Consider the following 25,570-nt stretch of genomic DNA (forward strand, 5'->3'; position numbering starts at 1 on the left):
GCGTGGCGCTTCACTGGCTCCTCGTTTGGCCGTCACACCTGGTTGGTGCTGCCGTTGGGGTCGGCGCGGGCAAGACCGGTCTGGTAGGCGATGACGACGAGTTGGGCGCGGTCGCGTGCCTCCAGTTTGGTCATGGCGCGCTGCACGTGGGCGCGGACGGTGAAAGGGCTGAGATACATCCGGTCGGCGATCTCCATGTTGGACAGACCGGTCGCGACAAGAGCGACCATTTCGCGTTCGCGCGGGGTTAGTGCGGCGAGTTGTTCGGGATGGCGTGGTGTGGTGTCGACCGGCGTGGCGAGGAAGCGGGCCACCAAGGAGCGGGTCGCGGCCGGGGACAGGAGGGTGTCGCCGTCGGCGATCGTACGCACGGCGTTCAGTAGCTCTTGGGCCTCGATTCCCTTGCCGATGAAGCCGCTGGCCCCTGCGCGTAGGGCCTGTGCGACGTACTCGTCGGTCTCGTAGGTGGTGAGGATCAGTACGCGGGTGGCACGCAGATCCGGATCGGCGCAGATCTCCAAGGTGGCGGTGAGGCCGTCCATGTCGGGCATCCGGATGTCCATGACCACCACGTCGGGACGTAACTCGCGGGTCAGGGCCACCGCCTCCCTGCCGTCGCTTGCCTCGCCGACCACGGCGATGTCGTCGGCGCTGTCGAGGAGAGTGCGGAAAGCACCGCGTAGCAACGCCTGGTCGTCGGCGAGGATCACTCGGAGCGTCACAGCGTATCCCTGGCCTCTGCTGGTGCTCCGTCAGTCCTCCGTGCTGTGTTCTCGGCAGCTGGAAGAGGCAGGTGGGCGGAGACGAGGAAGCCTCCCTGGATGCGCGCGCCAGCCGTGAGGGTTCCGCCGACCGCGGTTGCTCGTTCACGCATGCCGATCAGACCGTAGCCAGGTGGGCGCTCCGGCGTGGGAGAGCCCTTGCCGTCGTCGGTGACGGTGACGGTCACGTGGTCGCGGTGCCAGGCGAGGCGCACCTGGGCGCTACTGGTGGGAGCGTGCTTGGTCACGTTGGTCAGGGCCTCTTGGATGATGCGGTAGGCAGTCAGGTCCACTGCCGGTGGTAGCGGCCTGGCTGTGCCGTCCTCGTTCATCGACACCTCCAAGCCTGCGCGGCGGAACGCCCTCAGCAGGGTGGGGACCTGTGACAGCCCGGGCGCCGGATCGGTGGGTGCGGATGTGTCGTCGGGCTGGCGCAGCAGACCGACGGTGGCCCGCAGGTCGTCGAGCGCCTGGCGGGTGGTCTTGACCAGTTCCTCGAGGCTGACGCGGGTCTGCTCCGGGCGGGTGTCGAAGAGGTGGGCGGCGACGGCGGCCTGCGCGTTGGCCAGGGTGATCTGATGGGCCACCAGGTCGTGCAGCTCGCGTGCGATGCGGACCCGTTCCTCGGCCACCTTCCGGCGGGCCTCGCTGTCCCGACGTTCCTCGGCCCGACGCGCCCGCTCCTCCATGAGCGCCAGGTAGGCCCGCCGGTGCTGCGCCGAGCGGCCGAATACGGCGGCCACGAGCGGCGACGCGGCCACGGTTACCAGCCTACTTGTGTCCTCCCACGAGAAGTCGGTCTCGAAGAAGGGGGTGAAGGCGACCAGCAGCGCAGCCGATGGGAGCAGGACCGCAGCCGCTACCCGCAGTTCGCGGCGTACGGCGAGCGAGTAGGCGCTGATGAGTGCGGGGGCCACGATGAGTGGGCTGGGCAACAGGCCCAACGGCGCGACGAGCATGCCGCACACGGTGGTGGCCATGGTGGTGGCTATGGGCGCGCGGTGCCGCGCTGGGAGCATCGCCGACGACACCGCGGCGATGAGGTAGGTCGGCGCCGGTGGCGGCGCCAACGTGTCGTCGTCGTGCAGCAAACCTCCGAGCAGGCAGAGCGCGAACGCTACCGCGACGACCGCTGCCTCCCGCCACCACCACGCCCTCGACATTGACCGACGCAGCACACGGCCAGGGTACGGGACGGTCACCCCGTACCGGCTGCGTACGCGTGTAGTGCGTCTGCACTAGAAGCAGTTTGGGGCTGGTCCGCGTGCACCAGGCGAAGACGGTTTCGGCAAACGATGTGCGGCACCGCGGTGGACGACAGGGTTGGTGAGTGAATCGTCCGGCACCGGGTCGGACGGCAAAGCGGCGGGGAAGAAACGTTGAAGGACACCGGAGACATCACCGACGCGGTGCGGCTGACGGCCGTCCGCAAGGTCTACGGGAGGCGCGACAACCAGGTGGTCGCGCTCGATGGCGTGACGACGCGGTTCGGCCGAGGAACGTTCACAGCGATCATGGGGCCCTCGGGCTCCGGCAAGAGCACCCTGCTGCAATGCGCGGCCGGGCTCGATCAGCCGACGTCGGGTTCGGTTCGGATCGAGGAGCACGAGCTCAGCGAGATGAACGAGACCGAGTTGACGAAGCTGCGCCGAGACCGGATCGGCTTCGTCTTCCAGGCGTTCAACCTGCTGCCGGTCCTCACCGTGCGGCAGAACGTGACGTTGCCGCTGCGGCTCGCCGGCCGCAAACCGGCCCGGGGCCGGGTCTCGACCGTCCTGGAGCAGGTTGGCCTGGCCCAGCGGAGCAACCACCGTCCGGCGGAGCTGTCCGGTGGGCAGCAGCAGCGGGTCGCCATCGCTCGGGCGTTGGTCAGCGAACCCGCCGTCATCTTCGCCGACGAGCCGACTGGCGCGCTGGACACAAGGACCGCGCGTGACATTCTCGCGCTGCTGCGGCACGCGTCACAGGCGGCCGGCCAGACGATCGTGATGGTGACCCACGATCCGGTCGCGGCTTCGTACGCCGATCGCGTCCTGTTCCTCGCCGACGGGCGGCTGGCTGGTGAGCTGGACGCGCCGACTCCTCAGTCCGTGGCCGACCGGATGACCCACCTGGGTGCTTTCGCCGACGAAGGCCCGCTCCCGCGGTTGGCGACGAGCCGGGGAGGGCAGCGCTGATGCTGGCGTTCGCGTTGCGCACCCTGCGGTTTCGCGCGGGCATGTTCGTGGCGGCCTTTCTCGCCATGTTCATCGCAGCGGCCATCATGATGGCTTGTGGCGGCCTGATCGAGACCGGCATCCGCACGGCTGTGCCGCCGCGCCAGATGGCCTCGGCCGACGTCGTCGTCGCCGGCGACCAGGAATACCACGACTCCGGCGGCGACCCTGACGAACCGCCGATCCTGCCCGAGCGGGTCCGGATCGACGCGGGGCTGGCCGACACGATCGCGGCGCTGCCCGGTGTGCGAAAGACCGAAAGCTTCGTCTTCGAGGGTGACCCGCCGGCGGGTACGGTCGACGCGATCGGTGTGATCGCCAAGCCGGGAGTGGACATCGGCGAGCTCCGGGAGCGGATCGACGCCGAGTTGGACCGCGGGACCATCACCCTGGTCGGTGACGAACGCGGGCAGGCCGAACTGCGCGAGGCCAAGGCGAGCGGCGTCACGGTGATGGCCCTGGCCGGAGTCCTCACCGCCTACGCGATCCTGGTCTCGATCTTCGGGGTGGCTTCCATGCTCGCCCTCGCGATCGCCCAGCGCCAGCAGGACCTGGCGTTGCTGCGAGCCGTGGGAGCGACACCTCGTCAACTGCGCCGGCTCATCCTTCGCGAGACGCTGCTGCTGTCCCTGCTCGCCACCGCACTGGCCTACCTCCCGGGCCAGTTCCTGGGCGAGCTCGTGTTCGACCAACTGGCCGAGCGCGGGATCGCCGCGGAGGGCGTGGTCTTCCATCAAGGCTGGATCCCGACCGCGGCCGCCATGGCGGTGGCGATCCTCGCGGCCTTGGCCGGTGCCTTGGGCGCCGGCAGAAGGGCGTCGCGCGTCAAGCCGACCCAGGCGCTCACGGAGGTCTCCGTCGAAGGCAGGCTGATCGGCGCCGGGCGCTTGCTGCTGGCGGTGATCTTCCTCGGCGGTGGGCTGGCCATGACCATCGTGACCATCGCCGTGATGAGTGGACCGCTCACGCCGGCCACCGCCGCACCTGCCGTGATCCTCCTCGCCATCGGGTTCGCCTCGCTGGCACCCGTGCTGACCAAGGTCACAACCTTCGCCGTGCAGTGGCCCGTGCGCGCCTTGGGTGGGGTGACCGGCCAACTCGCCGTGCTCAACGCACGCGGCCGCAGCGGCCGGATGGCGGCCGTGATGGGGCCGGTCATCCTGCTGACCGCAGTGTCGACCGGCATCCTGTACCTACAGGCGACCAACGACCAGGCTGATCGGCGCAGCTTCGCCGACAACCTGGTCGCCGACGCCGTGGTGACCACTCAGGACCGCTTCGACGCAGACCTGGTGGAACGGATCGACGACCTGCCGAGCGTCGCCGGCGCCTCGGCGTACGTCGACAGTGTCGGCTTCATCGAGAGTCCGAAGGACAGCTCTCCGATGAACGAGGGCTGGACCCTTCAGGGCGTCACCGCCGAGGGCGCCGACGCCACCACGCCGGTCCAGGTCACCGCGGGCAGCATCGCCGACCTGCACGACGACACGATCGCGATCGAGGACCAGCACGCCGACACGCTGGGCGTCGATGTCGGCGACACGATCAGGCTGCGGATGGGCGACAACACCGCTCTCGACGTACGGGTGGCCGCGCTGTTCTCCGCTCCGGACGACTACGACACCCTGTTGCTCCCCGCCGACACCCTGGCCGCCCACACCACCGAGGGATACCCGACACGCATCCTGGTCAGATCTGGCCCGAACACCGACCCCGAGCAGCTGGTGGCGGACCTGACCGAGGTGACCTCCGCCGAGAAGGGACTGGCCGTCACCGGACGCGACGTCCTGTTGAGGGAGCATGACGACCAGAAGCAGACCGCCAACTTCGCGATCTACATCATGGTCCTCATGATCGCCGGGTACGCGGCGATCACGGTGATCAACACTCTGGCGTCGAGCACAGCGGCGAGGCGGCGGGAGTTCGGGTTGCAGCGGCTCGCGGGCTCGACTCGAGGCCAGGTGCTGCGGATGGTCGGCCTGGAGGGCGCGATCCTGGCCGCCAGCGGCATCGCGCTCGGCACGGTTGCCGTGATCGGAGTCCTGGTGCCGGTCAGCCTCAAGCGCCTCGACTCGGTCGTACCCGCTGGCTCCCCGTGGATCTATGTTTCGACGGCCGCACTCGCCGTCCTGCTGACGCTCGGAGCCATGCTCCTGCCCGCGTGGCGGGCGACGCGTGGCCGGCCGGCCGAGGCGGCGCTCGCCATCGAATAGCCTCGGCACACCTCGGCCTTTTGAGAGCCTCACGCTGCGGGCGCGGCGATGCAGGGAGCGGCCTTCGGTCCGCTGCGGGTCTATCCCACTCACGCCCTATTTCCAATCCGATGTGAGTCGCAGAGGAGGTCCGGAGGTCATCGAGGTGGGCCATCCGGACCTACTTCGCGGTTTCTGCCGCTCCGTTGAGGCCGCTCCGGGCTGACTCCCTCCGCGCGTTGAGCAGCTCGGGCAGCTCGGGTCGTTGTAGCCGGACGCCTCGTGGGCTATGGTTCTCCTATCTGAGATGACTCTCTTATTTGAGAACGGAACCCACGGTGTTCATTGTTGCGGCGACGGACAGGCTGTTCATCGCTCCGAGCTGGGATCGCATGGCGGTGGCGAAGACTCGCCGTCTGGGGCAGGTGCCGGCGGCCAACGTCGGCGACGCGTTGCAGCGGATGACCGTCATGGACGGCGGCATCCGGCTGTTCACCGAGCGCGCCGCGCTACTTGGAAACGCGCTGACGGTGGACGTGCGGTCGGGTGACAACCTGGCCATCCACCGGGCGCTCGACGAGGCCCGACCGGGCGATGTCCTGGTGGTCAACGGGCACGGGGACATGACCCGTGCGCTGATCGGGGACCTCATCGGTGAGATCATGGTGAATGCCGGGGTCGTCGGCGCGGTGGTCGACGGTGCCGTCCGCGACGTCCAGGCGCTGTCCGAGCTGGGCCTGGCCGTCTACGCGCGTGCGGTCACCCCCGCCGGACCTTTCAAGGACGGGCCCGGCACCATCGGTGCGCCGGTGGCGGTCGGCGGCGTGGTGGTGGCAGCAGGTGACGTTCTTGTCGGTGATTCCGACGGCGTCGTCGTCGTTCCACGGCACCGCGTGATGGAGGTCGTGGAGGCGGTCGACGGGATCGGCGAGAAGGAGGAGGCGCTCCGGCAGCGCATCCTTGCCGCGCGCGCCGGCCGTGCGGCGGTGGCCCTGTGACCACCATGGTGCCCGCCCTCCGGATGGAGGAGCTGCGCCGCTGCTCGCGGCGCCCGGCCCTTGGCCCGGCACCGCCGGGGGCTGTCTCCCTTGCCATGGGCGAGCCGGACTTCCCGACACCGTCACCGGTGATCGAGGCCGCCGCGGCGGCCTTGCGCAGGGGAGACACGCACTACGCCGACCAGAAGGGCCTGCCGGAGCTGCGCGCCGCGTTGGCGTCCAGGCTGCCGGCGCATCCGGGCCGGACGTGGACCGCGGAGGACGTCGTGGTGACGCACGGCGCGACTGCCGCGCTGGCGGCCACCGTGCTCGCGATGATCGACCCCGGCGACCGTGTCGTCATTCCGGAGCCCGCCTACTCGCTCTACGCCGATCTGGTCGTTTTCGCCGGGGGGACGGTGGACTTCGTCCCGCTCGCCCCGGACCTGCATTGGGACCTCGACGCGTTGGCCGCCGCGCTTCCCGGGGCGGCGATGATGATGTTCTCGAATCCGTCGAACCCGACCGGCATCGTGCACCGCGAGGAGGAGCTCGAGGCCCTCGGGAAGCTGCTCGACGGCTCCGACACCCTGGTCGTCAGCGATGAGGCGTACCACCGGCTGGTCTATCCGGGGCATGTGTTCACCTCGGCGTTGGAGATCGAATCGCTGCGCGATCGGACGGTGTACGTGCAGACGTTCTCCAAGACCTACGCGATGACCGGCTGGCGCGTTGGGTACCTGACCGGGCCGCGTGCGGTGGTGGACGCGGTGGCGCACGCGCACCGGACCTACAACGGCTCGTTGAATACGGCGGTCCAGCACGCGGCCCTTGCTGCTCTTGATCTGCCGGACAGCGTCGTTGATGCCATGGTCGACAGGTACCGGCAGCGTCGCGAGCTCGTGGTCGCCCACCTGTCCGGCATTCCCGGGCTGCACCTGGTTCCGCCGGAGGGAGCGTTCTACGGGTTCCTTCGCTACGACGCCGACCTGCCCTCCGAGGCGGTCGTTCGCGAGCTCGCCGAGCGGGAGGTGATGGTGCGGGCCGGCGCCGAGTACGGGCCCTCGGGCGAGGGGCACGTCCGGATCTCGTTCGCGGCCTCTGAGGAGGAGCTGCGGACCGGCCTGGCCCGCATCGTCCGTCATCTCGGCGATGAGAGAATCCAATGAGGTTCGGCGAGGGCGGAGGGGCCATGACCGATCAGCAGGCCTCCCGGCGCGGCGGGCGCCAGCCACGCAGTGACACCCGCCGCAACCGTCGGCGCCTCCTCAAGGCCGTCGGCGAGCTTGCCCGGGAGGCGCCCGATCAGCTCACCATGCAGGCCGTCGCGTCCCGCGCGGAGGTCGGCCCAGCTACCGCCTACCGCTACTACTCCTCGCTGGACGAGGTGCTCGCGGCTTATGTGCTCAGCGTCGTCGAGGAGCTCCGCGATTTCAGTGCGGCATCGACCGCGGAAGGGCGACCGCTGTTCGATTCCGTCGTGAACAAATGGGTGGACCTGCTTGCCGAGCACGGGCCGGCATTGGTGCAGCTCCGATCCAGGCGAGGTTATCTGGAGCGGCTCCATGATGGGAACGAGATCATGGTCGCGGTGCGGGATGCCTGGAGCAGGCCGGTGGAGGGGCTGCTCGACGACATCGGCCTCCCGGACAAGATGATCGAGTACGCCGTGTTCCTCGCCAACATGATGTTCGACCCGCGGGAAATCCAGGATCTGCTACAGGAGACGGACCTGTCCCGCCCCGAGGTCATCACGCGGCTGACCGAGGCCTACGGCGGCGCGCTGCGTGGATGGGCCCGGGCCGGCTGATCGTCCCGGGCGCAGGCGCCGACCCGACGAACTCGGCGCCGGGCTCCGGCGGTGCGCGGCTGTTCCGTGCGCGGCGCACTTGCTGCTGATCCGGTTACTCAGCGGTGGCGAGCGCGGCCTTTCCCGGCACCTCTTATGTGATAAGATCCTCTCAAGTCAGGGATGTCTCTCGCTATTTCTCGACAGGGGTAGCAGTGGTAAGGCAGCAGGTTGAGCGCGAACCCGGCGCGACGCACGCATCGACTACAAGGGCGTGCCCGCGACCGATGCAGGTCCGCCACAATGACTGACGCCGCTGGCGAGGTCGGGAGCCGTATGGCCGAGGCCGCCCAGGCGTGGCTGGACTCCCTGGACGCGGACCAGCGCACGGTGGCGGTCGGTCCGGCGCCGGGCGCCGACGGTGTGGCCGAGGCCGAGCGCACCCGCTGGTTCTACACGCCCACCGATCACGGCGGGCTCACCTTTCACCAACAGCGTCCTGCCCAGCATCGGCTGGTGATGCGGCTGGTCGCGAGCGGACTGTCCGAGGCCGGGTACACCACCGTCGCCACCGTGCTCGGCCTGGAAAACGTGCTCGACCGCGTCGAGAGCTTCTCGGTGAACTGGGGGCGGGAACGCACCCGCGACCCCGGCATGTACTACCTGCGGGTCTTCGGCGAGCCCGGCGGGCGGCGACCGTGGGGATGGCGGTTCGGCGGCCACCACGTCTCGCTCAACAACCTCGTGGTGGACGGGCGCGTCGCCGCCACCACGCCGTGCTTCCTGGGCGCGGACCCGGCCGTGTCGCCGCTGCTGGGCGGCGCGACGCTGCGCCCGCTGGGGTCGGCCGAGGAGCTGGCCCGCGAGCTGGTTCGCTCACTGCGCCCCGAGCTCGCCGCCCGCGCGGTGCTGCTGGCACGCGCTCCGAACGACATCGTGGCGGGCAACAGCACCCGGATCCACGACCGCGTGGTGAAGCGCCGCGAGCTCTGGCGCCCCGGCCAGCACACCCCGGACCGTGCCGAGGACCCGGCCACCGGCCTCGACGGTACGGACCAGCGGGCGGTGGCCCTGACCCCGATGCCCAAGGGCGTGCCGGGCGCCGAACTCGACGCCGCGCAGCGGGAGCTGCTGCGGGCCCTGCTCGGCACCTACCTCGACCGCGTACCGGCCGGGGTTTCCCCGCTGCCCCGCTACGACGACCCGGCGGCGCTGGACGCCGTGCACCTCGCCTGGGCCGGCTCCACCGCGGCGGGAGAGCCGCACTACTACCGCCTGCAAGGCCCGCGGCTGCTCGTCGAGTGGACCAACATCCACCGCGGCGTCAACCACGCCCACGCCGTGTGGCGGGACCCGGAGACCGACTTCGGCGGCGACGTCCTCGCCGCCCATCACGCCGCCCACCACCCGCGATGAGAAACGGGACGTGACAGACATGGACGCTCCAGCCCACAAGACGCGTCCCACGCTGCGGGGATCCTTTGGCATGTGCGCGTCGACGCACTGGCTGGCCTCCGCGACGGCCCAGTCCGTGCTGGAGCGGGGCGGAAACGCGTTCGACGCGGCGACGGCCGGCGCCTTCGTGCTGCACGTGGCCGAACCCCATCTCAACGGGCCGGGCGGTGACCTCGTCGCCGTGTTCGCGACCGCGGCGGGATCGTCTCCGCTCGTGCTGGCGGGGCAAGGCCATGCCCCGCGGGGAGCCACGATCGAGCACTTCCGGGCCGAAGGGCTGGACCACGTCCCGGGCGCGGGCGCCCTGGCCGCCGCCGTCCCGGGCGCCGTCGACTCCTGGCTCTGGCTGCTCGCCGAGTTCGGCACCTGGGAGCTCACCGACGTCCTGGCCTACGCGATCGACTATGCGGAGCACGGAGTTCCGGTCGTACCCCAGTTGGCACGCGTCCTGGCCACGGTCGAGGATCTCTTCCGGACGCACTGGCCGACGTCGTACGCGCTGTGGATGCCCGGAGGACAAGTCCCGCAACCGAATGCGACCCTCGGCAACCCCGCCTACGCCCAGACCCTGCGCCGGCTGAGCACCAGCGGCGCCGGCGAGACGAGGACAGCCCGGATCGAATCCGCGCGGCGCGCCTGGCGAACCGGGTTCGTGGCGGCCGCCGTGGCGAAGTTCGCGGCGACGCCGCATCGACATTCCTCGGGCGGGGACCACGCCGGAGTGGTCACCGCCGCCGACTTCGCCGACTTCCTTCCGTCCGTCGAGCCCGCGCTCACCGCGGAGTTCCGGGGGATCACGGTGGCGAAGGCGGGCTTGTGGTCCCAGGGTCCCGTGCTGCTGGAGGCCCTGTCCATGCTCGACCACTTCGACGACGAACAGATCGATCCGTCGACCGCCGGGGGCATACACACCATCACCGAGGCTTTGAAGCTGGCCATGGCCGACCGGGAGGCGTTCTACGGAGACCTGGATCCGGCGGATGCGCAGGCCGTGGTGCGCCGCCTGCTGTCCCCGCGGTACGGCAAGGAGCGTGCCGGCCTGATCGGCCCGGTCGCGTCGACCGCGTTCAGGCCCGGTGACATCGGCGTCACACCGTACACACCACCGCTGGTCACCGATCAGCACGCGGTTCGGGCCGACGGCGTGGGAGAACCCACCGTGCAACAGACCGGGCAGACCCGGGGCGACACCTGCCACATCGACGTCGTGGACCGCTGGGGAAACATCATCTCCGCCACACCGTCGGGAGGGTGGCTCCAGTCCTCCCCCGCCGTGCCGGAACTCGGTTTCGCGCTCGGCACACGGCTCCAGATGACATGGCTGGACCCGGCCGCCCCGTCACGCCTGGCGCCGGGACGGCGGCCCCGCACGACGCTGTCTCCGACCTTGCTGCTGCGCGACGGCCGGCCCGTGGCCGCGCTCGGCACACCGGGGGGTGACCAGCAAGACCAATGGCAACTGATCTACCTGGTGCGCACGCTCGCCCTCGGGCTGGATCCGCAGGAGGCGATCGACGCACCCGCGTTCCACACCACCTCGGTACCGAGTTCGTTCTGGCCGCGGACCTGGACGCCCGGCGGATTGGTGGTCGAGGAACGAGCGGGCGGGGCCGTCGTCGACGAGTTGCGCGAACGTGGCCACGACGTGACCGTCTCCGGACCGTGGAGCCAGGGCCGGCTGTCAGTCGTCACACGTGATCCGGACAGCGGCGTCCTCCAGGCGGCGGCGAACCCGCGCGGTGCACAGGGTTACGCGGCGGGGCGGTGAGCGTGCGACAGCGCGTGACGCCTCTGGGGCTGATGCTCGCCCTTACCTTCGCGACGGGCGTCGTGGACGCTGTCGGGTACCTGCGCCTGGACAACGTGTTCGGGGGCAACATGACCGGCAACGTGGTCATCCTCGGCATGGCGGCCACAGGCAGGACGGGGCTGCCGGTCCTCGGTCCGGTCGTGGCGCTGGTGTCCTTTCTCGTCGGCGCAGCCGTTGCCGGGCGGGTGCTGCGCACCGCCGCGCCGAACTGGAGCCCCCGGTGCACGGTCCTGCTGGGCGGCGTCGGACTGGTTCTGGCCGCCACGGCGCTCAGCATGGCCGTGACCGGGGTGGGAGCCCCTACCGCCCGCGCGTCGATGACGTCGTCGCTCGCCCTGGCCATGGGCGTACAGGCGGCGACGGCCCGCCACCTGGGCGTGAAGGACGTCACGACGGTGGTCGTCACCTCCGTGCTGACCGGCCTCGCGGCCGACTCCCGGCTGGGAGCGGCCCGCGGTCAAGCGGCGTTGCGTCGAGGCGCGGCCGTCACGCTCATCGCCATCGGCGCGGTCACCGGCGCGGCGCTGTGCCAGGTGCACGAAGGTCTCGCGGTAGTAGCGGCAGCGCTCGTCGTGCTGGCGGTGACCGGCCTCGGCCACGCCTCCGCTCGCTCCACCGACCGCGGGGCGGCAGCCACGACCGCATCGGCCATGTCTCCAATCGCGATCAGCCCCTGAGGAAAGGTAGGGACGTCCATGACCGCGCCTCTGGCTCCCCCGCTCCGCATCGGAAGGTCCGCTGTCGGGGCCGTCAGCATCCTGGCTGGCGCCATCGGAACCCTGGAGTCGGTGGTGTCACCGACACTCCCGCTGTTGCAGCGCGAACTGTCGATCAGCCCCGCCCAGGGGGCACTACTGAGCATCGCGATGCTCGTCACCGGTGCTCTTACCGCGCCCATCGCAGGCGTCCTTGGTGACCGTCACGGCGGTAAACGGGTCATGATCTGGCTGATGGTCGTGGTCTCGGCCGGCGGCCTGGTGTCCTCGCTGGCGCCGAACCTGCCGGTGCTGCTGCTCGGGCAGGTCCTGGAAGGCGCGATGGTGGGCGCGATGCCACTCTCGTTCATCCTGATCCGCAAGCTCCTCCCAGCGGAAGAGTCTCCGGTGGCCATCGGCATGGTCAGCGGCTTCTTCGTGGGCGGCGGCATGCTGGGGACGCTGATCGCCGGACCCATCGCGGAAGGGCTGTCCCGGCACTGGATGTTCGCGATACCGACGTTCGCGGTCGTCGTGGCCACCGTGTTCGTCCACAGGCTGTTGCCGGACGATCAGCCGACCCGGTCGGACGCTCGGATCGACTGGCCCGGCGTGGCCCTCCTGAGCGGCATCGTGCTCACGCTCATGTTCGCGCTCGCCACGGCGCCCGACATGCCCTCCCAGCCACTCCTGCTCGTCGTCGCCGTCGTGCTTCTGGCCGCCTTCGTGACCGGATGGATAGCCGTCGAACGCCGTGCGGCCTCGCCGATGTTCGACCTTCGCCTGCTCGCCACGCCCGCGATCTGGCGATCCTATGTGCTCACATACGCCCTTTGCGTAGGTGCCGCGCTGTCGATCTATCTCGTTCCGCAGCTGCTCGCGGTGTCCGGCGACGGGTACGGCTTCGGGGCCAGTTCCACCGACATCGGGCGGTACCTGTTGCCCGCCGCCGCGATGGCGGCGATCAGCGGGCCGCTGGGCGGGCTCGCGGCGCGGCGTTTCGGCTCGACCGCCGTGGTCGCCGCCGGCATCGCCGTCATGACGGCCAGCCTGATCGGCATGGCGTTCGTCCACACCGAGGTCTGGCACCTCATCGTCGGCAAGGCGCTGATCAGCCTCGCCAATGGCGCCTGCATCACGGCGCTGGTCATCAAGACCGCCACCTCCGTCGACCATGGCACCACCGGTACCGCCACGAGCCTGGTCCTGGTGATCCGCGTGCTCGGCTTCGCCACCGGCGCACAGATCGGCGGCGCCGTCCTCACAGCCGGCACCCCCAATGGATCGGACGTCCCGGCCGAATCCGCCTACGTCGCCGCCTTCGTCATCGCGAGCGTCGTCACGGCGCTGTCCCTGGTTGTCACCCGTTCCATGAACAAAGGAGTCAAGCAATGACGGGTACCCGTACCGCGCCGAGGCGCAAGGTCCTCATATCCGGGGCCAGCATCGCGGGACCCACCCTCGCGTTCTGGCTCAACCGCTACGGATACGCGGTCACGGTGGTAGAGAAGGCGGGCACACTTCGCGGCGGCGGTTATCCCATCGACGTGCGCGGCACCGCGCTCGAGGTCGTCCAGCGGATGGGGATCCTCCCGCGGCTGCGAGACGCACACATCGACCTGCGCCGGCTGACCTTCCTCAACAGCGACGGCAGCGAGGTGGTCTCGCTCAAACCGCACGCCGTCACCGGCGGTGTCGAGGGACGGGACCTGGAGGTGCGGCGCGGGGACCTGACCGACGCTCTTTACACGGCGGTCCGTGACGACGTGGAGTTCTTGTTCAACGACTCCATCGACACCCTCGACCAGACCGGCCACGGCGTCGACGTCAGCTTTCGCGGAGGCAGCCGGCGCACGTTCGACATGGTATTCGGCGCCGACGGCGTGCACTCACGTACCCGGGAGTTGTTGTTCGGCCCCGAAGAGCAGTTCCACCGGTACCTCGGCTACTGCTTCGCCGTGTTCACCATGCGCAACACCTTCGGGCTCTCCCACGAGACCGTGATGTGGAACACCCCAGGCAGAGCCGCGGCACTCTACGCCGTGGGGGACAACGACGACGTGCACGCCTTCCTGAACGTCGCCCAGCCGGAACCGCCGTTCCACGCGTTCTCGAACCCGGACGCCCAGCGGAAACTGCTCGCCACGGTCTTCGCCGACGCCGGATGGGAGATCCCAGGCATGCTGGCCGCCATGCACGACGCGGACGACCTGTTCTTCGACGGAGTCAGCCAGATCCACATGCCCCACTGGTCCAGCGGCAGGGTCGCGCTGGTGGGCGACGCCGCGTACGCGCCCTCGTTCCTCACCGGACAGGGCACCAGCCTCGCGCTCGTCGGCGCGTACATGCTCGCCGGTCACCTGGCCGACCGGGACCACGCCACGGGCTTCGCCGCCTACGAAGACAACACCCGTGACTTCGTGACCATGAACCAGGGGCTGGCCGGCAAGGGCGGTGCCACACTCTTCCCGACCACCGCCCAGGAACTGGAGCAGCGCAACAACAGGCTGCGCAAGCTCAGCGCCATGCCCCCCGCGACCGGACGACCGGCCCACTCGGCCCTCACCCTGCCCGAATTCACGGCCAGAACGTACACAGGATCCCGGATGCTCGGCTCGAGCTCCTAGCGGGCGGGCGCCATGGCATCGCCACCGAGTTCGCGGACGTCTCACGACTTGGGCTACGGCCTCACCTGAACGGCGTGCCGCCGTCCGTCGGACACTCGCTCACAGATAGGAAAACAGCATGCTGACCGAAACACATCCGAACGCCCAGTGGCTGTCGGATGTCTACCGTGGCGGTGCCGCGATTGCGTCCGATCCGAACCTCGACGAGGACGAGCGGGAGCGCCGCCAGAAGGAGCACGCGCAGGTGATCATGAGTCGCATGTCGCCGAACATGATCATCCACACCGGCGGCGTGCGGCTCACTGTTACCGCCGGCATGGACTTCCTGACGAAGTACCACAAGCGCCGGGCGATGCTCTCGGACGTGAACGTGCAGCCCCTGGGCTTCGATCAGATCCTCGCCGACGACTACTACGGCATCGTTCACGGCACGTTCCGAACGGCGCGCGGCGACGTCGTGTGGACGCGCGTGGGGATGGGCGCGTGGCGGTTCGAGGACGGCATCGCAGTCGAGCACTGGGAGCTGTCCAACGGGCCGAAGTGGGACGAGTTCTTCCTCGCAGGCGATCCCGATTTCAACGGCTCGGCGCTCGAGTTCTGGACGCGAGGCGTCTAAGAGCGGTTTGAATAACGCGGTCAGGTTGCTTGTGGCGCCGGTGGCCGGCTGCGTGCATGGCCCGGCAGGCGCCGGGGTGGTAGGTGCACCAGCGCCCGCGACAAGGTAGAAACTCATGGCAGGGGTCGTTGGGGTGAGGCGTGGTTTGGTCGCCAGTTCTCGTACCTAACGACCCCGCCTCACGTCAGCGCGACACGCCGTCCACGACCCACGCGAACATCGACCAAGGCGCCCGGGACCACCGCCCCAACGGGTTATTCAAACGGCTCTTACAGCGGCAGCGGTCAGTCCCACCACAGGGTTATCAACCTGGCGCCGGCCGGGATGTGAATCGGGTGGGCTGGGGGTTTGCCCGTCCACCATTCGGTGGTCGGCTCCTCCGGTTGGAGTTCCCGTGCCCAGGCGGCGACTTCGGAGGCGGCGGCGGTGGTGACCACGTAGACGTGGTCGCTGAAGGGCCACTCGTTGTCGTCCATGACCTCGCTGATGCCGACCCAGACGTCGAGAACGTCCGCCCGGTCGCGGATGGTGCGAAGGATCGCGTAGAAGCGTTCCGGGCCGGGATGCTCGGTCAGGTTGCAGCCGATCGATCCGATGTCGTTGTTGCCGTCGAAGAACATCTCCAGGCTGACGACCGGTTCCGGCCCGTCCGCAGAGTCGTATCCGCGTTGGCTGGCAATCTCGGCGAGCAATTCATGGAGCACGGTGTTCTCCCGGGTGGTTGATGACCAGGATCGGTCGCACCTTGATCGTGGGTAGTTGGGGGCGCGCAGTGTCGACTACAGCCGGTCGGTCCATGTTGGGGCGGAGCTTCATCGTTCAAGGTCGGGCGTTGAGCGGTCGCACTCGCCGCGCAGGCATGGCCGGCGAAGTCCAGGATGAAGCGGATGCGTCTTGGCCAACTCCTGCCGCTAACCGAGAGTAGGCGTGAGGTGTACAGCGCGACTGAAGTCGACGGGAGCTCCGTGAAAGCAGACAAGGGTGCTGTCTGCTGGGACGGCCGAAGTCTGGAGAACGACGGTTGGCTTCACTGAACCCCGTCAAGCTCGCGGGGGTCGTTGACGATAGCGGCGGCTGGATGGGAACTATGTTGTCGCGGGCCGGCGCCGTATAGGAGCGTGTCGATGATCCGGCTGGCCAGGACGTCGGGGTCGGTCTCGGCGTCGTCGCCGTGTAGGGACTCGCCGATGAGCGCGTAGTACACCCGTCGGGTCCAGTCGAGATCTGCCTGCGCGTCGAGCACGCCGAGGTCCCGCACGCGACCCAACAGCTCCAGGCAGCGGTGTACCACCTGCTGCTGCATCTGGGCGACGAGTGAACCGGAAGGGGCTGGCTGTCCGAGCGCGAACCCCCAGCTGACCTTGGTCCGCAGGACGTTGACGGTGATCTGATGCAACGCCACCAGCGGGGGCGCTGTCTCCGGCCGGCCGGACTCGACGGCGTCGAGCAGCTGCTGCACGGCCATGGCGGCCATGGCGTCAACAAGCGCCTGCCGATTGGCGAACCGCCGGTGGATCGTCGTGCGAGCCACCCCAGCGGCCTCGGCGACCTGCTCCAACGACGCGGCTGGGTTGGTGCTGAGCACCCGGTCGGCAGCCTCCAGGATCGAGCGCACGCTGCGCTCGGCGTCGGCGCGCAACGGCCTGGTCATCGCACTCTCCTCTACTTCACGTCTGGCTGAACGGTACACGACCGTTGCCTATTTCTATCAATCTGCAACACCTCTGTTGCATATAGCCAAGAAACTGCTACGCTTCAGTCGTACATCTAGTGGATGGAGAAGTTGATGGAAAACCATGAGCAGACCCGCACCGCCCTCGTCACCGGGGCATCGGCAGGACTCGGCGCTGAATTCGCCACCCAACTCGCCGAGCGTGGACACAATCTCGTCCTCGTGGCCCGCTCCGCGGACCGCCTGCAACGACACGCCGAGCACCTACGCGCCACGCATGGCGTACGGGTCGAGGTAATCGTCCAGGACCTCACCGCACCGGACGCCACGACCCGGATCAGCGCGGACCTCGCCGCGGCCGGGCTCACCATTGATGTACTGGTCAACAACGCCGGCTTCGGCACCGCCGGCCGGTTCGAACAGATCCCCGACGGGCGGGACCAGGAGCAACTGATGGTCAACGTCGTGGCCCTCGTCGGCCTTACCCGCGCCCTCGTTCCCGGCATGCTCGCCAGGGGCCGAGGCTCGGTCATCAACGTCGCCTCGACGGCAGGATTCCAACCCTCGCCCTACTTCGCCACCTACAGCGCGGGCAAGACATTCGTGCTCAACTTCAGCCTCGCGCTGCGATCGGAATACCGCGGCCGCGGCGTACGTGTCCTGGCGCTTTGCCCAGGCCCGACCCAGACCTCCTTCTTCGACACAGTCGGCGAACGAGCCGCCCTGGGCGGGAAAATGATGCCCGCGCACACGGTCGTGCACGCCGCCCTCGCCGCCCTCGACCGCGACCGGGCGTACGTCGTACCAGGCCTCGGCAACTCCCTCAACGCGCACCTCACACCCCGACGCCCCCGCCGACTCGTCACCGCGATCGCCAAGCTGGTCACCCGGTCAGTCCTGGACACGCCCGCACCGGCGGAGCCGAAGCAGCCGCAGGCGGCGTAGGCCCTGAACACCTGATATGCGCGTCGACTGCCTCACTGGTCGCTGCACGAAGGTCTACACCTCGACGCCCGGGCCGCCGGCATCGCCGCGATGCGATCGGGGCCGCAGGTCACGTACGCACGGCTCCCCGGGCGCTAGGCGATAAGGCACCCGCCCATCCGCCCTTCACGCGCGCACCGGGTCCGGCAAACCACACAAGACGACACCGATGATCGTCTTGTGGCGGGGGGCGTCCATGCCCGACCGACCACATTGGAGTGTACCGCTATGACCAGCGTTCTGAGTATCCTGACGACCCCGCCCGCACCGATCCAGCTAATTGTCGCGGCGGCGATCCTCATCGGCGAACCGGCGCTGCTCGCCGGCGTGGTCCTTCCCAGTGTCACCGCGGCACTGGTACTGGGATTCCTCGCCTACACCGGGGTGGTCCCGCTGCCCATAGTGTTGGCAACGGCGGCGTCGGCGGTCATCTGCGGTGACGCGATCGGTTACTTCGTCGGACGACGGCGGGCACGACGCGGGCCCGCCACGCGGCAGCCCTCTGCCGGTGGCCACCCGGCAAGCGACAAGCCGCACCAGTACTGGACCCGCGTGTACGGCCGAATCCAGCGGTCCATCGGGACCGTCCACCGCCCCCGCGCCGCGCGGCTGGTCGCCCGTCACGGCGGCCGGACGATCTTCCTGGCCCGCTGGATCATGGGTGCCCGGACTCTCGTACCCCGCCTTGTCGGCGAAGGGCAAACCTCCGTCTGGGGATTCGCGCGATGGAGCGTGCCGGCGGGCCTAGCGTGGTCGACCTCGTACGTGCTGGTCGGCTATCTGGGTGGTGGCTCCCTAGACAACCTCTCCGCGCTCATGTCCCAGGCATCCCTGGCGATCGTCGCTCTGATCCTCACGGTCAGCGGCGCAGCGATCCTGCTCCGGCGCTGGGTACGACGTTCTCCCGCGAAAGCCACAGCCGCGGCGGCCAGCGCCGCCTAGGGCCTTGCCCTCGACCTCGCGAACGACCTCGTCCGGTCCGGCGGCACGACAGGCTCCGTCGGCGTGCCAAACGGCGTGGACCGTGTCGACCTCTACCGGCTGTTCCGCCACAACATCACACGGAGGGCGGGGTTAACCCGCCCTCCGTTACACGGAGCCCTTCCTTCTTTGCGCTGCGGAATATGTCTGGTTCAGAAACTCACGAATCGCCGACACCCTCGGCTTGCTGCTCGCCGTCATCGTCACCGCCGCCAGCCTCAGCGACAACGTCATCGGCACCCACCTGCTCGACCAGGCCAAGGCCACCCATCCCACCCTGTGCTTCTGGCGGGTTTCATTCGTCGCGGTTGTTTAGGGTTGGCTGCTCTTGTTCGCGCCATCGATCAGGAAGAGCAGCTCCAAAAGGCCGTCGGTGTCATTCAGTCGCGAGACTTCGGCCAGGTCCTGCCACGCCGATGGGTGGCCGAGCGGACCTTTGCCTGGATCAACCGCTGCCGGCGCACCGTGCGCGACTACGAAGCCCTGCCCGAACACCACGCCGCCATGGTCCAGTGGGCCATGGTCATCATCATGACCAGACGCCTGGCCCGCTACCGAACCCGGCCCCGCCAACCCTCCCGACGAGCAGCATGACCGGTAATGGCCGGCCGTTGCGGTAGCGCAGCAACGGCCCGTTCCGGTCGCCGTCACCTCTTTCCGCGTGGTGCGCGACCAGGTGCCGCATCAAGGTTGGCGAGACCGGTTGCCAGCGAGACGTGCCACCCTTCTCACGAAGGAAGACCAGGCATTGGTCGGTGTCCAGGTCCCGCGGTCGAAGCGCGAGCGCGCCGCCGCGCCGGCAGGCAGTTTCCGTGTGTAGCCGGATCAGCAGGCTGTCCAGGGCCGGGTCATTACCGGTCGTCGCCGCGACCTCGTTGATCTCCGCCAGGCGCGTGTCGCCGATCGCTCGCCGGGTGCTCGGTAGCCGGCGCGGTTTGGCGACTTTCAATGCCGGGTTGTCGGCGGCGTCCAGATAGCCGTCATCGACTGCCTTCCGGTACAGGCAGCGCAATGCGGCCACCAGGTTCTCGGCGGCCGACCGCCCACCTCTGGAGTTGCTTCGTACCACCACGTTGGCCTGCGCCTGGACGCGGAGCTGCTCGATCTCGGACGGGCGGGGCTCGTCGATCCGCCGATCGCCCCATGCTTGCACCACCCGGTTCCAGTACGAGCCGTACGCGCGCAGCGTCCCCGGCGACACCGCGGCCGCGACAACCGGCACGTACTCGGCAAACGTCGGCGCCACGGGCCGCGGTGGTCGTACCTCGAGCAGGTCGGCCGGGGAGATGCCCATCCTCTCGAGCAGCAGCCGGGCGGCCGCCACGGCGGGCAGCGGAAGCGGGCCGCAGCACCGGGCCAGCGCTAAGACGGCCACCACGAGGGGAGGCCGGGATCACGGGCGGCACCGGCGCGATGGTCATACGGACCACCGCCGTGCCCATACGACCGGCCCCGAACCCGGGCACGAGTACAGAAGCAGGTGTTCAAGTGGCTTTGAACACCAACACGGGAAACTGCGCACCCATGCGGAAAATCGGTGTCCGAGGCCGGATCGATACCGTAACCCCACACGAGCAGCAGCCTGACGTCCACATTGCCATTGGACCGTAGATCGGCGGGTCCGCTCGCGCGAGTAGCGGCTGCAGCAGCATGCCGAGGATCGCTGAGGCGCCGGCCACCGGCAGGTACCAGTTTTTCCGGATCACGACGGAGGGCTGGTTGAGCAGTATGTCGCGGAGCAGGCTGCCGCCGAGCGATACGGCGAGCCCGATGACGATGACGCCGAGTATGTCGATGCGGCGGTGCCTCTCGCCGGCCGCGAACAGGGCGCCTTGGAGGCCGCCGAGCCCGGCGGCGAGGAGCTCTATCCACAGCGTCACCTGAAACGACATGGGGTCACACTCTTAGCCTCTACCTACCACCATAGGGGCGACAAACTACCGCCAGGGATCGGCTGGGTACGCCGACGGCGAACGGTCATGCGCGTAGCGCCGTTTCGGCAGCGCGGACCTCGTGTAGCAGCGGCTGGCCCGCGACGAAGCGACCGACCTCGTCTACTACCAGCCGACCGACGCGGCGCCGCTCGAGTCCGATACTGCCGGCGATGTGTGGGGTTAGCACCACGTTGGGCAGCATATAGAGCGGCGAGCCCGGCTCGGGTGGCTCGGGATAGGTCACGTCGAGGAGCGCGAGTACGTCCTGACGCCGGCGCAGGACCCGGATCAGCGCCGGCTCGTCCAGCACCGCACCGCGTGCGGTGTTGATGATTGTGGCACCCTCGCGCATGGAGGCGAGCAGTTCCTCGGTGATCAGTCCCGAGGTCTGTGGCAGGGACGGCGTGTGCACAGTGATCACGTCGGCGCGATGAAACAGTTCCTCGATTCCCACGAGCTCGACGCCGAGAGCGGCCGCACTCGCGGCGTCTACGTACGGGTCGGCGGCAAGCACATGAACGTCGAGTGTGGACAGCCGTTGGGCCACCAGGCGGCCGATCAGGCCGAGTGACAGTATGCCGACCGTCGAGCCGAACGTTCCGGGCGCCGTCGGCTGGGATGGGAACCGGCCGAGCCGGCGTACCGCGCGTTCGAAGCGGTGGGCGTGCTTAAGTGCCAGCGTCACCTGCGCGAATGTGAACTCGGCGACTGGCACCGCGTTGGCGGCGGCGGCCGACACGATCTGGATGCCGGCGGCCCAGAACTCGTCGGTGACGATCGGCCGCACCGATCCACCGCCGTAGAAGACCGCACGGAGCCTGGCCGCGTGGGATAGCAGAGTGCGGTCAAGGCGGGGGCCGCCCCAACCGGTGACGAGCAGCTCGACGTCGGCCAGTAGCGCCGGTCGCGTGCTGACCTGCTCGACCGTCGCGTCCGGGCCGGCCCAGCGAACCAGGCGGTCCAGGCGGGCGCGTTCGTCCGGTCCGTATACGTCGTCGACCAGGTCGCGCGGCATGACCAGCAGCGCCGACGGACGGTGCGGCGCGTCGGCGAGCACCGGTGACGAGGCTCGGGGTGATGGGGACAACGCACAGCTCCTTCGTGATCGGCCAGGCTGAGTGGGAAAGCCCGGCAGTACCGACGCGAGTCATCGCCCGCGTGCCGGCACCAGGGTCGGTGCGCCGCCGTAGGTGTGGGCGGCGCACCAACCTCGTGCTTTGCGCGGACACAGCCGGCGATCGAGTCGAGCGCGACGGGTCAGCGGCTAACCCATCCGCGGCGGTCGCGCTGCCGGCAACGCCGCTACCCGCCAGCTCCGTCGTTGCGGTCCGGGCGCTTGCCGGTGCCGGGCGTGTTTGGCCGGAGGCGTTCCCGCTGGCAGGACTGAGCGACAGTGATGTTCTCGAAGGTGCTCTGCGTGGATGCGTAAAGCCCGACGCCGCCGCTGCGGACAACGGTGTCGCGAGCCTTCAGGATCTCGACGCCGTTCAACGTCACGGTGATGCGGTCGCCGTGAATCGCCGCACCCAGTCGAACGGGGCCGGTCAAGGGGTTGCTGACGGATACCGTGCCCACCGTGACCGGACCCGACGCGTGGGCCTCGCGGACGATACTCGCGTACTGGGTTCCTTGGCTCGTCTTGCCGAGGTGGATCCGGTACCCGTACGCGTCCGTGGTGTCTCGCAGCGAGATCCCCGCGTTACCGACGGATCCGTTGATCGTGACCGTGGTCTCCGCAATATAGTCGCACGCCTCGGAGAAGCGCGACGGCAGTGTCGAGTCGGCTAGGACGTGCGCCCTGTCACCGGCAGGAGGTGTGAGGTGCAACTGACCCGAGGCGACGGACACCGCCCCTGCTATTGCTCGCCAATTGGCCTGATCGATCCCTTCCCTGATCACGATGTTGTCGAAGGTCGCGGCCCGCCGATGCGTGAAGGCGGCGGCACCACCCGTCGGCAGCTGTGTGTCGTCCGCGGAGATCGACGTGTCGCCGACTTTGGCGGTCAGATGCTTCCCGATCGCGGAAACGATCAGCTTGTGCGGGGTGTTGGCGCCGACGGGCAGGGCGGTCTCCGCGAGAATCGTGGTCGTCGCGTTGTATATCTTCACGAGTTGCAGCGTCGCTCCCGACGAGGAGTTGAATACATTGGCCCGATAGTAGTTTCGGGAATCGTGGTAGCGGAACGCGAGACCGGTACGGGCCGTCGTCTGGCCGCTTGCCCCGGGAGCGATGTCCGCGGCCATAACCACGTCATCCGGTACATCTTGCAGCGCCGCGAGCGACACGATGTCCGCGGTCGAGGTCTGTGCCAACTGCGTGTCCGGACCGGCGCCGGTTAGCGCCCAGGTGCCCTGCACCGGCGTCCAGCCGTCAAAGGATCCGTTGAAGTCGTAGACGGTGCGGTCCAGGCTGGCATCGGCGAACTCGTCATTGAGCACAGGCGTCGGGGACAACGACGCCTGGACCGACACGGTGATGAGGTCGCCCGTGCGGGTGAACGCGGTCGGGGTCCCGTTCACCGTCAACGCCTTGACGTTGGGCGCGTTGATGGAGAGCGTGCCGGTGAACGGGTCCCCCAGCGAGATCCGGGCGGTCGCGCCTCGCAGCTCCACACTGACGTCGGACACCGGCGCGGATGCGGCGATAACGGTGGCACCGTGGTCGACCAGCGACGACCCGCGGGTCAACGCGTACCGGGTAAGCCCGCCGCCCGAAGCACGCTCGAGGTAAGCGGTCTCGGCGTTGGTCGTGGCGGCCCCGAACGCCCTCGACGCGGGATTCGCCTCCCGCGAAAGGTAGAAGCGTCCGGTCGCGTCCGGCAGGCCGATTTCCATCGCGGTCGCCACGGAGTGACCCACCCCGGGCATAGCGATGCGCTTCGCCGTCACCGCGGGCGCCGCGCCGGCCTTGCCGGGAACCACCACCGTGTCCAGTCCCGTCGACCCGGTGGCGCGCCAGTCGTACGACAGGTAGTCGACGTCCGTGAGTACCTGATCGCCAACGCGTACGGCGCCGTCCTCGTGGACAGTGGGGGTGAGCGCGGCGCCGGCCGGGGCTACCGGGACGAGGTGCACGCCGGCAACCGGTGCGGCTCCGGGCACGGTGTCGAAGCCGACCGTGGCGACCTTCGTATTCGGGTTGACCGTGACCGGATCACCAGGGAAGTGCCAGAGCTGCCGGTAATCGTGCGCGGCGGTGTCACCCGTGAGGTCGTCGGAGACGACCCAGTAGCCGGGCTTGATGAAGTAGACGGCGCGATCGTGCACGACCGGCCGGTAGCCCATCGTCGTACCGCGGTAGATGTCGAGGCCCGCGTTCGAGCGCCACAGGGACGTCGTGCGGGGGACGCCGGCGGTCTGCGGGAGTCCGTCGACCTCGATGGTGTTGTGCGCCTCGGTGGTGCGGCGCATCCAGTCGTTCGTCGGAGTCGCGCTGTAGTCCCCCACGCCGGAGTCGACGATCAGCGGACGCCCGTACGCCGCCATCACCAGGCTGAGGTCGTCCGGATGCCGATGCGAGGCGGTGTAGCTGGAATTCTGGTTGTTGATCAGCATGTACCGCGCGTCGGCGTCCCACCCGGAACGCTGTACCGCGAAGCTGATCGGATACACCGTGGACGGCAGCGTCGGGGCGGTCCCCTCCGTTCGACCCGAGGCGACCCAGGTGAAATCGGGCCAGGAGTTGCGTGCGCCGGTTCTGCCGATGGCGGCCGTACCGGCATCGGCGTTCGGCGAGTCGCCCACCATCGCGACCTCAAGATTCGGTTGACGGGTCGCGAACAGCGCATCCGCGATCCAGTCCGCCGTCTGGGCGATCGAATCAGGAAGGGTCCGCCCGTTGGCATCCGCTAATCTGATGACGGTGTTGAGCAGATCCGCCACGTATGCCTGATAGTTGAACGCCGGCTCGCGGTACACACCGTCGCCTTTCACGTGCGCGCGCAGGAACCGCTCGAGCGAGCGCACCGCGAACCACTCCCAGCCGGGCGATGCCGAGAACTCGGGCAGAAACACGGCTGCCGCGTAGACCGCGCGGGCCATGGAGACGTACCAGTTGTTCCCGACATGTATCTGCATCACGCCAGTGAGGAACTTCGTCGTGGCGTGCACGCCGGACAGGTACGCCACGAGATCACTCGCGTCGATGCCCGGGGCGGTCCGGAACTCTGAAAACGCACTGACCAGCTGTGAAAGCCGCTTGGCGGCCGACAGGTTGCGGCCCTGCGGCCAGCTCTGATTGTCGGCGAAGAAGTCGAGCGAGATGTCCATCCACGCCGCCGCGTACGCCGCACGCTTTACCGGGTCACTCTCGAACGCGTAAGCGCTGACCAGTCTGGGCATGAACGCGAGGTCACTCATCAAAACCTGCGCGCCGCCCGGGGTGGTCTGCGTCCCACCCCAGGCGTCCTGCCAGTTGACGTCGATCCGCTGCTGGGCGTCGTTGTAGAAGTCGCGGGTCTCGGCGCCGAACCGGAAGATCCCCGCCGCGAGCTCATCGGCGCTCGCGTCACCGCCGCCCGCGTCCGCGCTCTGCGGCAGGTAATGAACGTCGGTACGGCCCGCGTAGAACACTTTGAGCTCGCCCGCGGCGCCCGCTTCATCACCGGCGGCGAGCTCTGCCGCCACCGCGGCGAGTTCTGGACGCGTCAGGTCGAGCAGTTCGCCGAGATCCGACATGTCGGCCGCGGCGGCCCTGCCCGGCGACAGGACCGTTGCCACCAGAGCCAGCACGAGCGTCGCAGCGGCCCTCGCACGGGCCTGGCGATGCGTGTACCAGGGAAAATAGCTTCGTCTCACTATGGTCTTCTCCCTTACCCGTGAGAGTGTTAGCTGAAGTCCTTCGCACGCGCCCGGGAGCGCC

General features: G+C 68.9%; 23 protein-coding genes. 14 read left to right on the forward strand and 9 right to left on the reverse strand.

Going from position 1 to position 25,570, the window contains the following annotated elements:
- Positions 1-32: 32 nt before the first annotated feature.
- Both ACTMTJ_RS38865 and ACTMTJ_RS38870 read right to left on the reverse strand, forming a co-directional pair.
- Entirely contained in the window at positions 33-722 is a 690-nt protein-coding gene (locus tag ACTMTJ_RS38865) for a response regulator transcription factor (protein WP_441223750.1), read from the reverse strand.
- Entirely contained in the window at positions 719-1,939 is a 1,221-nt protein-coding gene (locus ACTMTJ_RS38870) for a sensor histidine kinase (protein WP_441223751.1), read from the reverse strand. The genes ACTMTJ_RS38865 and ACTMTJ_RS38870 overlap by 4 nt, the downstream gene beginning before the upstream one ends.
- A 201-nt stretch (positions 1,940-2,140) precedes the next feature.
- On the opposite strand from ACTMTJ_RS38870, the gene ACTMTJ_RS38875 reads away from it, so the two are divergent.
- The 11 genes from ACTMTJ_RS38875 to ACTMTJ_RS38925 all read left to right on the forward strand — a co-directional run bounded on the left by ACTMTJ_RS38875 (position 2,141) and on the right by ACTMTJ_RS38925 (position 15,138).
- Positions 2,141-2,938, forward strand: coding sequence for an ABC transporter ATP-binding protein (locus tag ACTMTJ_RS38875; protein WP_441223752.1), 798 nt, complete (start codon positions 2,141-2,143; stop codon positions 2,936-2,938).
- Entirely contained in the window at positions 2,938-5,190 is a 2,253-nt protein-coding gene (locus ACTMTJ_RS38880; protein ID WP_441223753.1) for an FtsX-like permease family protein, read from the forward strand. The genes ACTMTJ_RS38875 and ACTMTJ_RS38880 overlap by 1 nt, the downstream gene beginning before the upstream one ends.
- A gap of 317 nt (positions 5,191-5,507) precedes the next feature.
- Positions 5,508-6,167, forward strand: coding sequence for a hypothetical protein (locus ACTMTJ_RS38885; RefSeq protein WP_441223754.1), 660 nt, complete (start codon positions 5,508-5,510; stop codon positions 6,165-6,167).
- 5 nt (positions 6,168-6,172) lie between these two features.
- Complete coding sequence (locus tag ACTMTJ_RS38890) at positions 6,173-7,315, forward strand: pyridoxal phosphate-dependent aminotransferase (RefSeq protein ID WP_441223824.1); 1,143 nt, start codon at positions 6,173-6,175, stop codon at positions 7,313-7,315.
- Positions 7,316-7,338: 23 nt separating this feature from the next.
- On the forward strand, positions 7,339-7,956 hold the full coding sequence (locus tag ACTMTJ_RS38895; protein WP_441223755.1) for a TetR/AcrR family transcriptional regulator: 618 nt from the start codon (positions 7,339-7,341) through the stop codon (positions 7,954-7,956).
- 282 nt (positions 7,957-8,238) lie between these two features.
- A complete protein-coding gene (locus ACTMTJ_RS38900) occupies positions 8,239-9,351 on the forward strand; it encodes a DUF3500 domain-containing protein (RefSeq protein WP_441223756.1) in 1,113 nt (370 codons plus the stop codon).
- 19 nt (positions 9,352-9,370) lie between these two features.
- Positions 9,371-11,158: a gamma-glutamyltransferase family protein gene (locus ACTMTJ_RS38905; protein WP_441223757.1), complete on the forward strand. Its 1,788-nt coding sequence runs from the start codon at positions 9,371-9,373 to the stop codon at positions 11,156-11,158.
- A gap of 14 nt (positions 11,159-11,172) precedes the next feature.
- Positions 11,173-11,877 carry a YoaK family protein gene (locus ACTMTJ_RS38910; RefSeq protein WP_441223758.1) on the forward strand — a complete coding sequence of 235 codons (705 nt, stop codon included), beginning with the start codon at positions 11,173-11,175 and terminating at the stop codon, positions 11,875-11,877.
- An 18-nt stretch (positions 11,878-11,895) separates the two neighbouring features.
- A complete protein-coding gene (locus ACTMTJ_RS38915; protein WP_441223759.1) occupies positions 11,896-13,290 on the forward strand; it encodes an MFS transporter in 1,395 nt (464 codons plus the stop codon).
- Positions 13,287-14,522: an FAD-dependent monooxygenase gene (locus tag ACTMTJ_RS38920; protein ID WP_441223760.1), complete on the forward strand. Its 1,236-nt coding sequence runs from the start codon at positions 13,287-13,289 to the stop codon at positions 14,520-14,522. The genes ACTMTJ_RS38915 and ACTMTJ_RS38920 overlap by 4 nt, the downstream gene beginning before the upstream one ends.
- Before the next feature lie 118 nt (positions 14,523-14,640).
- Positions 14,641-15,138 (forward strand): hypothetical protein, encoded by a 498-nt coding sequence (locus ACTMTJ_RS38925; protein ID WP_441223761.1) that lies wholly within the window; start codon positions 14,641-14,643, stop codon positions 15,136-15,138.
- A 284-nt stretch (positions 15,139-15,422) separates the two neighbouring features.
- Here ACTMTJ_RS38925 and ACTMTJ_RS38930 read toward each other — a convergent pair whose 3' ends face one another.
- Positions 15,423-15,842 (reverse strand): hypothetical protein, encoded by a 420-nt coding sequence (locus tag ACTMTJ_RS38930; RefSeq protein WP_441223762.1) that lies wholly within the window; start codon positions 15,840-15,842, stop codon positions 15,423-15,425.
- A 323-nt stretch (positions 15,843-16,165) separates the two neighbouring features.
- The gene (locus tag ACTMTJ_RS38935; protein ID WP_441223763.1) at positions 16,166-16,789 is read right to left on the reverse strand and encodes a TetR/AcrR family transcriptional regulator; all 624 of its coding nucleotides are present in this window, start codon (positions 16,787-16,789) and stop codon (positions 16,166-16,168) included.
- A gap of 135 nt (positions 16,790-16,924) precedes the next feature.
- Here ACTMTJ_RS38935 and ACTMTJ_RS38940 point away from each other — a divergent pair, with 135 nt between their 5' ends.
- The 3 genes from ACTMTJ_RS38940 (at position 16,925) to ACTMTJ_RS38950 (ending at position 19,091) form a co-directional block, all read left to right on the forward strand.
- A complete protein-coding gene (locus ACTMTJ_RS38940; RefSeq protein WP_441223764.1) occupies positions 16,925-17,755 on the forward strand; it encodes an SDR family NAD(P)-dependent oxidoreductase in 831 nt (276 codons plus the stop codon).
- A 267-nt stretch (positions 17,756-18,022) separates the two neighbouring features.
- Positions 18,023-18,736, forward strand: coding sequence for a DedA family protein (locus ACTMTJ_RS38945; protein ID WP_441223765.1), 714 nt, complete (start codon positions 18,023-18,025; stop codon positions 18,734-18,736).
- Between the two features lie 223 nt (positions 18,737-18,959).
- Entirely contained in the window at positions 18,960-19,091 is a 132-nt protein-coding gene (locus tag ACTMTJ_RS38950) for a hypothetical protein (RefSeq protein ID WP_441223766.1), read from the forward strand.
- Here the strand turns inward: ACTMTJ_RS38950 and ACTMTJ_RS38955 are convergent.
- The 5 genes from ACTMTJ_RS38955 to ACTMTJ_RS38975 form a co-directional block, all read right to left on the reverse strand.
- Entirely contained in the window at positions 19,088-19,273 is a 186-nt protein-coding gene (locus tag ACTMTJ_RS38955) for a hypothetical protein (RefSeq protein WP_441223767.1), read from the reverse strand. The two genes, ACTMTJ_RS38950 and ACTMTJ_RS38955, sit on opposite strands and share 4 nt — an antisense overlap.
- A 31-nt stretch (positions 19,274-19,304) precedes the next feature.
- A complete protein-coding gene (locus ACTMTJ_RS38960) occupies positions 19,305-20,099 on the reverse strand; it encodes a site-specific integrase (RefSeq protein WP_441223768.1) in 795 nt (264 codons plus the stop codon).
- Between the two features lie 160 nt (positions 20,100-20,259).
- Entirely contained in the window at positions 20,260-20,667 is a 408-nt protein-coding gene (locus ACTMTJ_RS38965; protein ID WP_441223769.1) for a trimeric intracellular cation channel family protein, read from the reverse strand.
- A gap of 85 nt (positions 20,668-20,752) precedes the next feature.
- A complete protein-coding gene (locus ACTMTJ_RS38970) occupies positions 20,753-21,796 on the reverse strand; it encodes a hydroxyacid dehydrogenase (RefSeq protein ID WP_441223770.1) in 1,044 nt (347 codons plus the stop codon).
- Positions 21,797-22,011: 215 nt separating this feature from the next.
- Entirely contained in the window at positions 22,012-25,506 is a 3,495-nt protein-coding gene (locus tag ACTMTJ_RS38975) for an alginate lyase family protein (protein ID WP_441223771.1), read from the reverse strand.
- Positions 25,507-25,570: the final 64 nt, after the last annotated feature.

The sequence above is a fragment of the Phytohabitans sp. LJ34 genome (assembly GCF_052068095.1).
In the GTDB taxonomy this organism is placed as follows: domain Bacteria; phylum Actinomycetota; class Actinomycetes; order Mycobacteriales; family Micromonosporaceae; genus Phytohabitans.

Bases quoted from the DNA above. Each gene is read 5' to 3' on its own strand.
- ACTMTJ_RS38880 (WP_441223753.1), top strand. From the start codon at position 2,938: ATGCTGGCGTTCGCGTTGCGCACCCTGCGGTTTCGCGCGGGCATGTTC.
- ACTMTJ_RS38890 (WP_441223824.1), top strand. From the start codon at position 6,173: ATGGTGCCCGCCCTCCGGATGGAGGAGCTGCGCCGCTGCTCGCGGCGC.
- ACTMTJ_RS38895 (WP_441223755.1), top strand. From the start codon at position 7,339: ATGACCGATCAGCAGGCCTCCCGGCGCGGCGGGCGCCAGCCACGCAGT.
- ACTMTJ_RS38900 (WP_441223756.1), top strand. From the start codon at position 8,239: ATGACTGACGCCGCTGGCGAGGTCGGGAGCCGTATGGCCGAGGCCGCC.
- ACTMTJ_RS38905 (WP_441223757.1), top strand. From the start codon at position 9,371: ATGGACGCTCCAGCCCACAAGACGCGTCCCACGCTGCGGGGATCCTTT.
- ACTMTJ_RS38915 (WP_441223759.1), top strand. From the start codon at position 11,896: ATGACCGCGCCTCTGGCTCCCCCGCTCCGCATCGGAAGGTCCGCTGTC.
- ACTMTJ_RS38920 (WP_441223760.1), top strand. From the start codon at position 13,287: ATGACGGGTACCCGTACCGCGCCGAGGCGCAAGGTCCTCATATCCGGG.
- ACTMTJ_RS38925 (WP_441223761.1), top strand. From the start codon at position 14,641: ATGCTGACCGAAACACATCCGAACGCCCAGTGGCTGTCGGATGTCTAC.
- ACTMTJ_RS38935 (WP_441223763.1), bottom strand. From the start codon at position 16,789: ATGACCAGGCCGTTGCGCGCCGACGCCGAGCGCAGCGTGCGCTCGATC.
- ACTMTJ_RS38940 (WP_441223764.1), top strand. From the start codon at position 16,925: ATGGAAAACCATGAGCAGACCCGCACCGCCCTCGTCACCGGGGCATCG.
- ACTMTJ_RS38945 (WP_441223765.1), top strand. From the start codon at position 18,023: ATGACCAGCGTTCTGAGTATCCTGACGACCCCGCCCGCACCGATCCAG.
- ACTMTJ_RS38965 (WP_441223769.1), bottom strand. From the start codon at position 20,667: ATGTCGTTTCAGGTGACGCTGTGGATAGAGCTCCTCGCCGCCGGGCTC.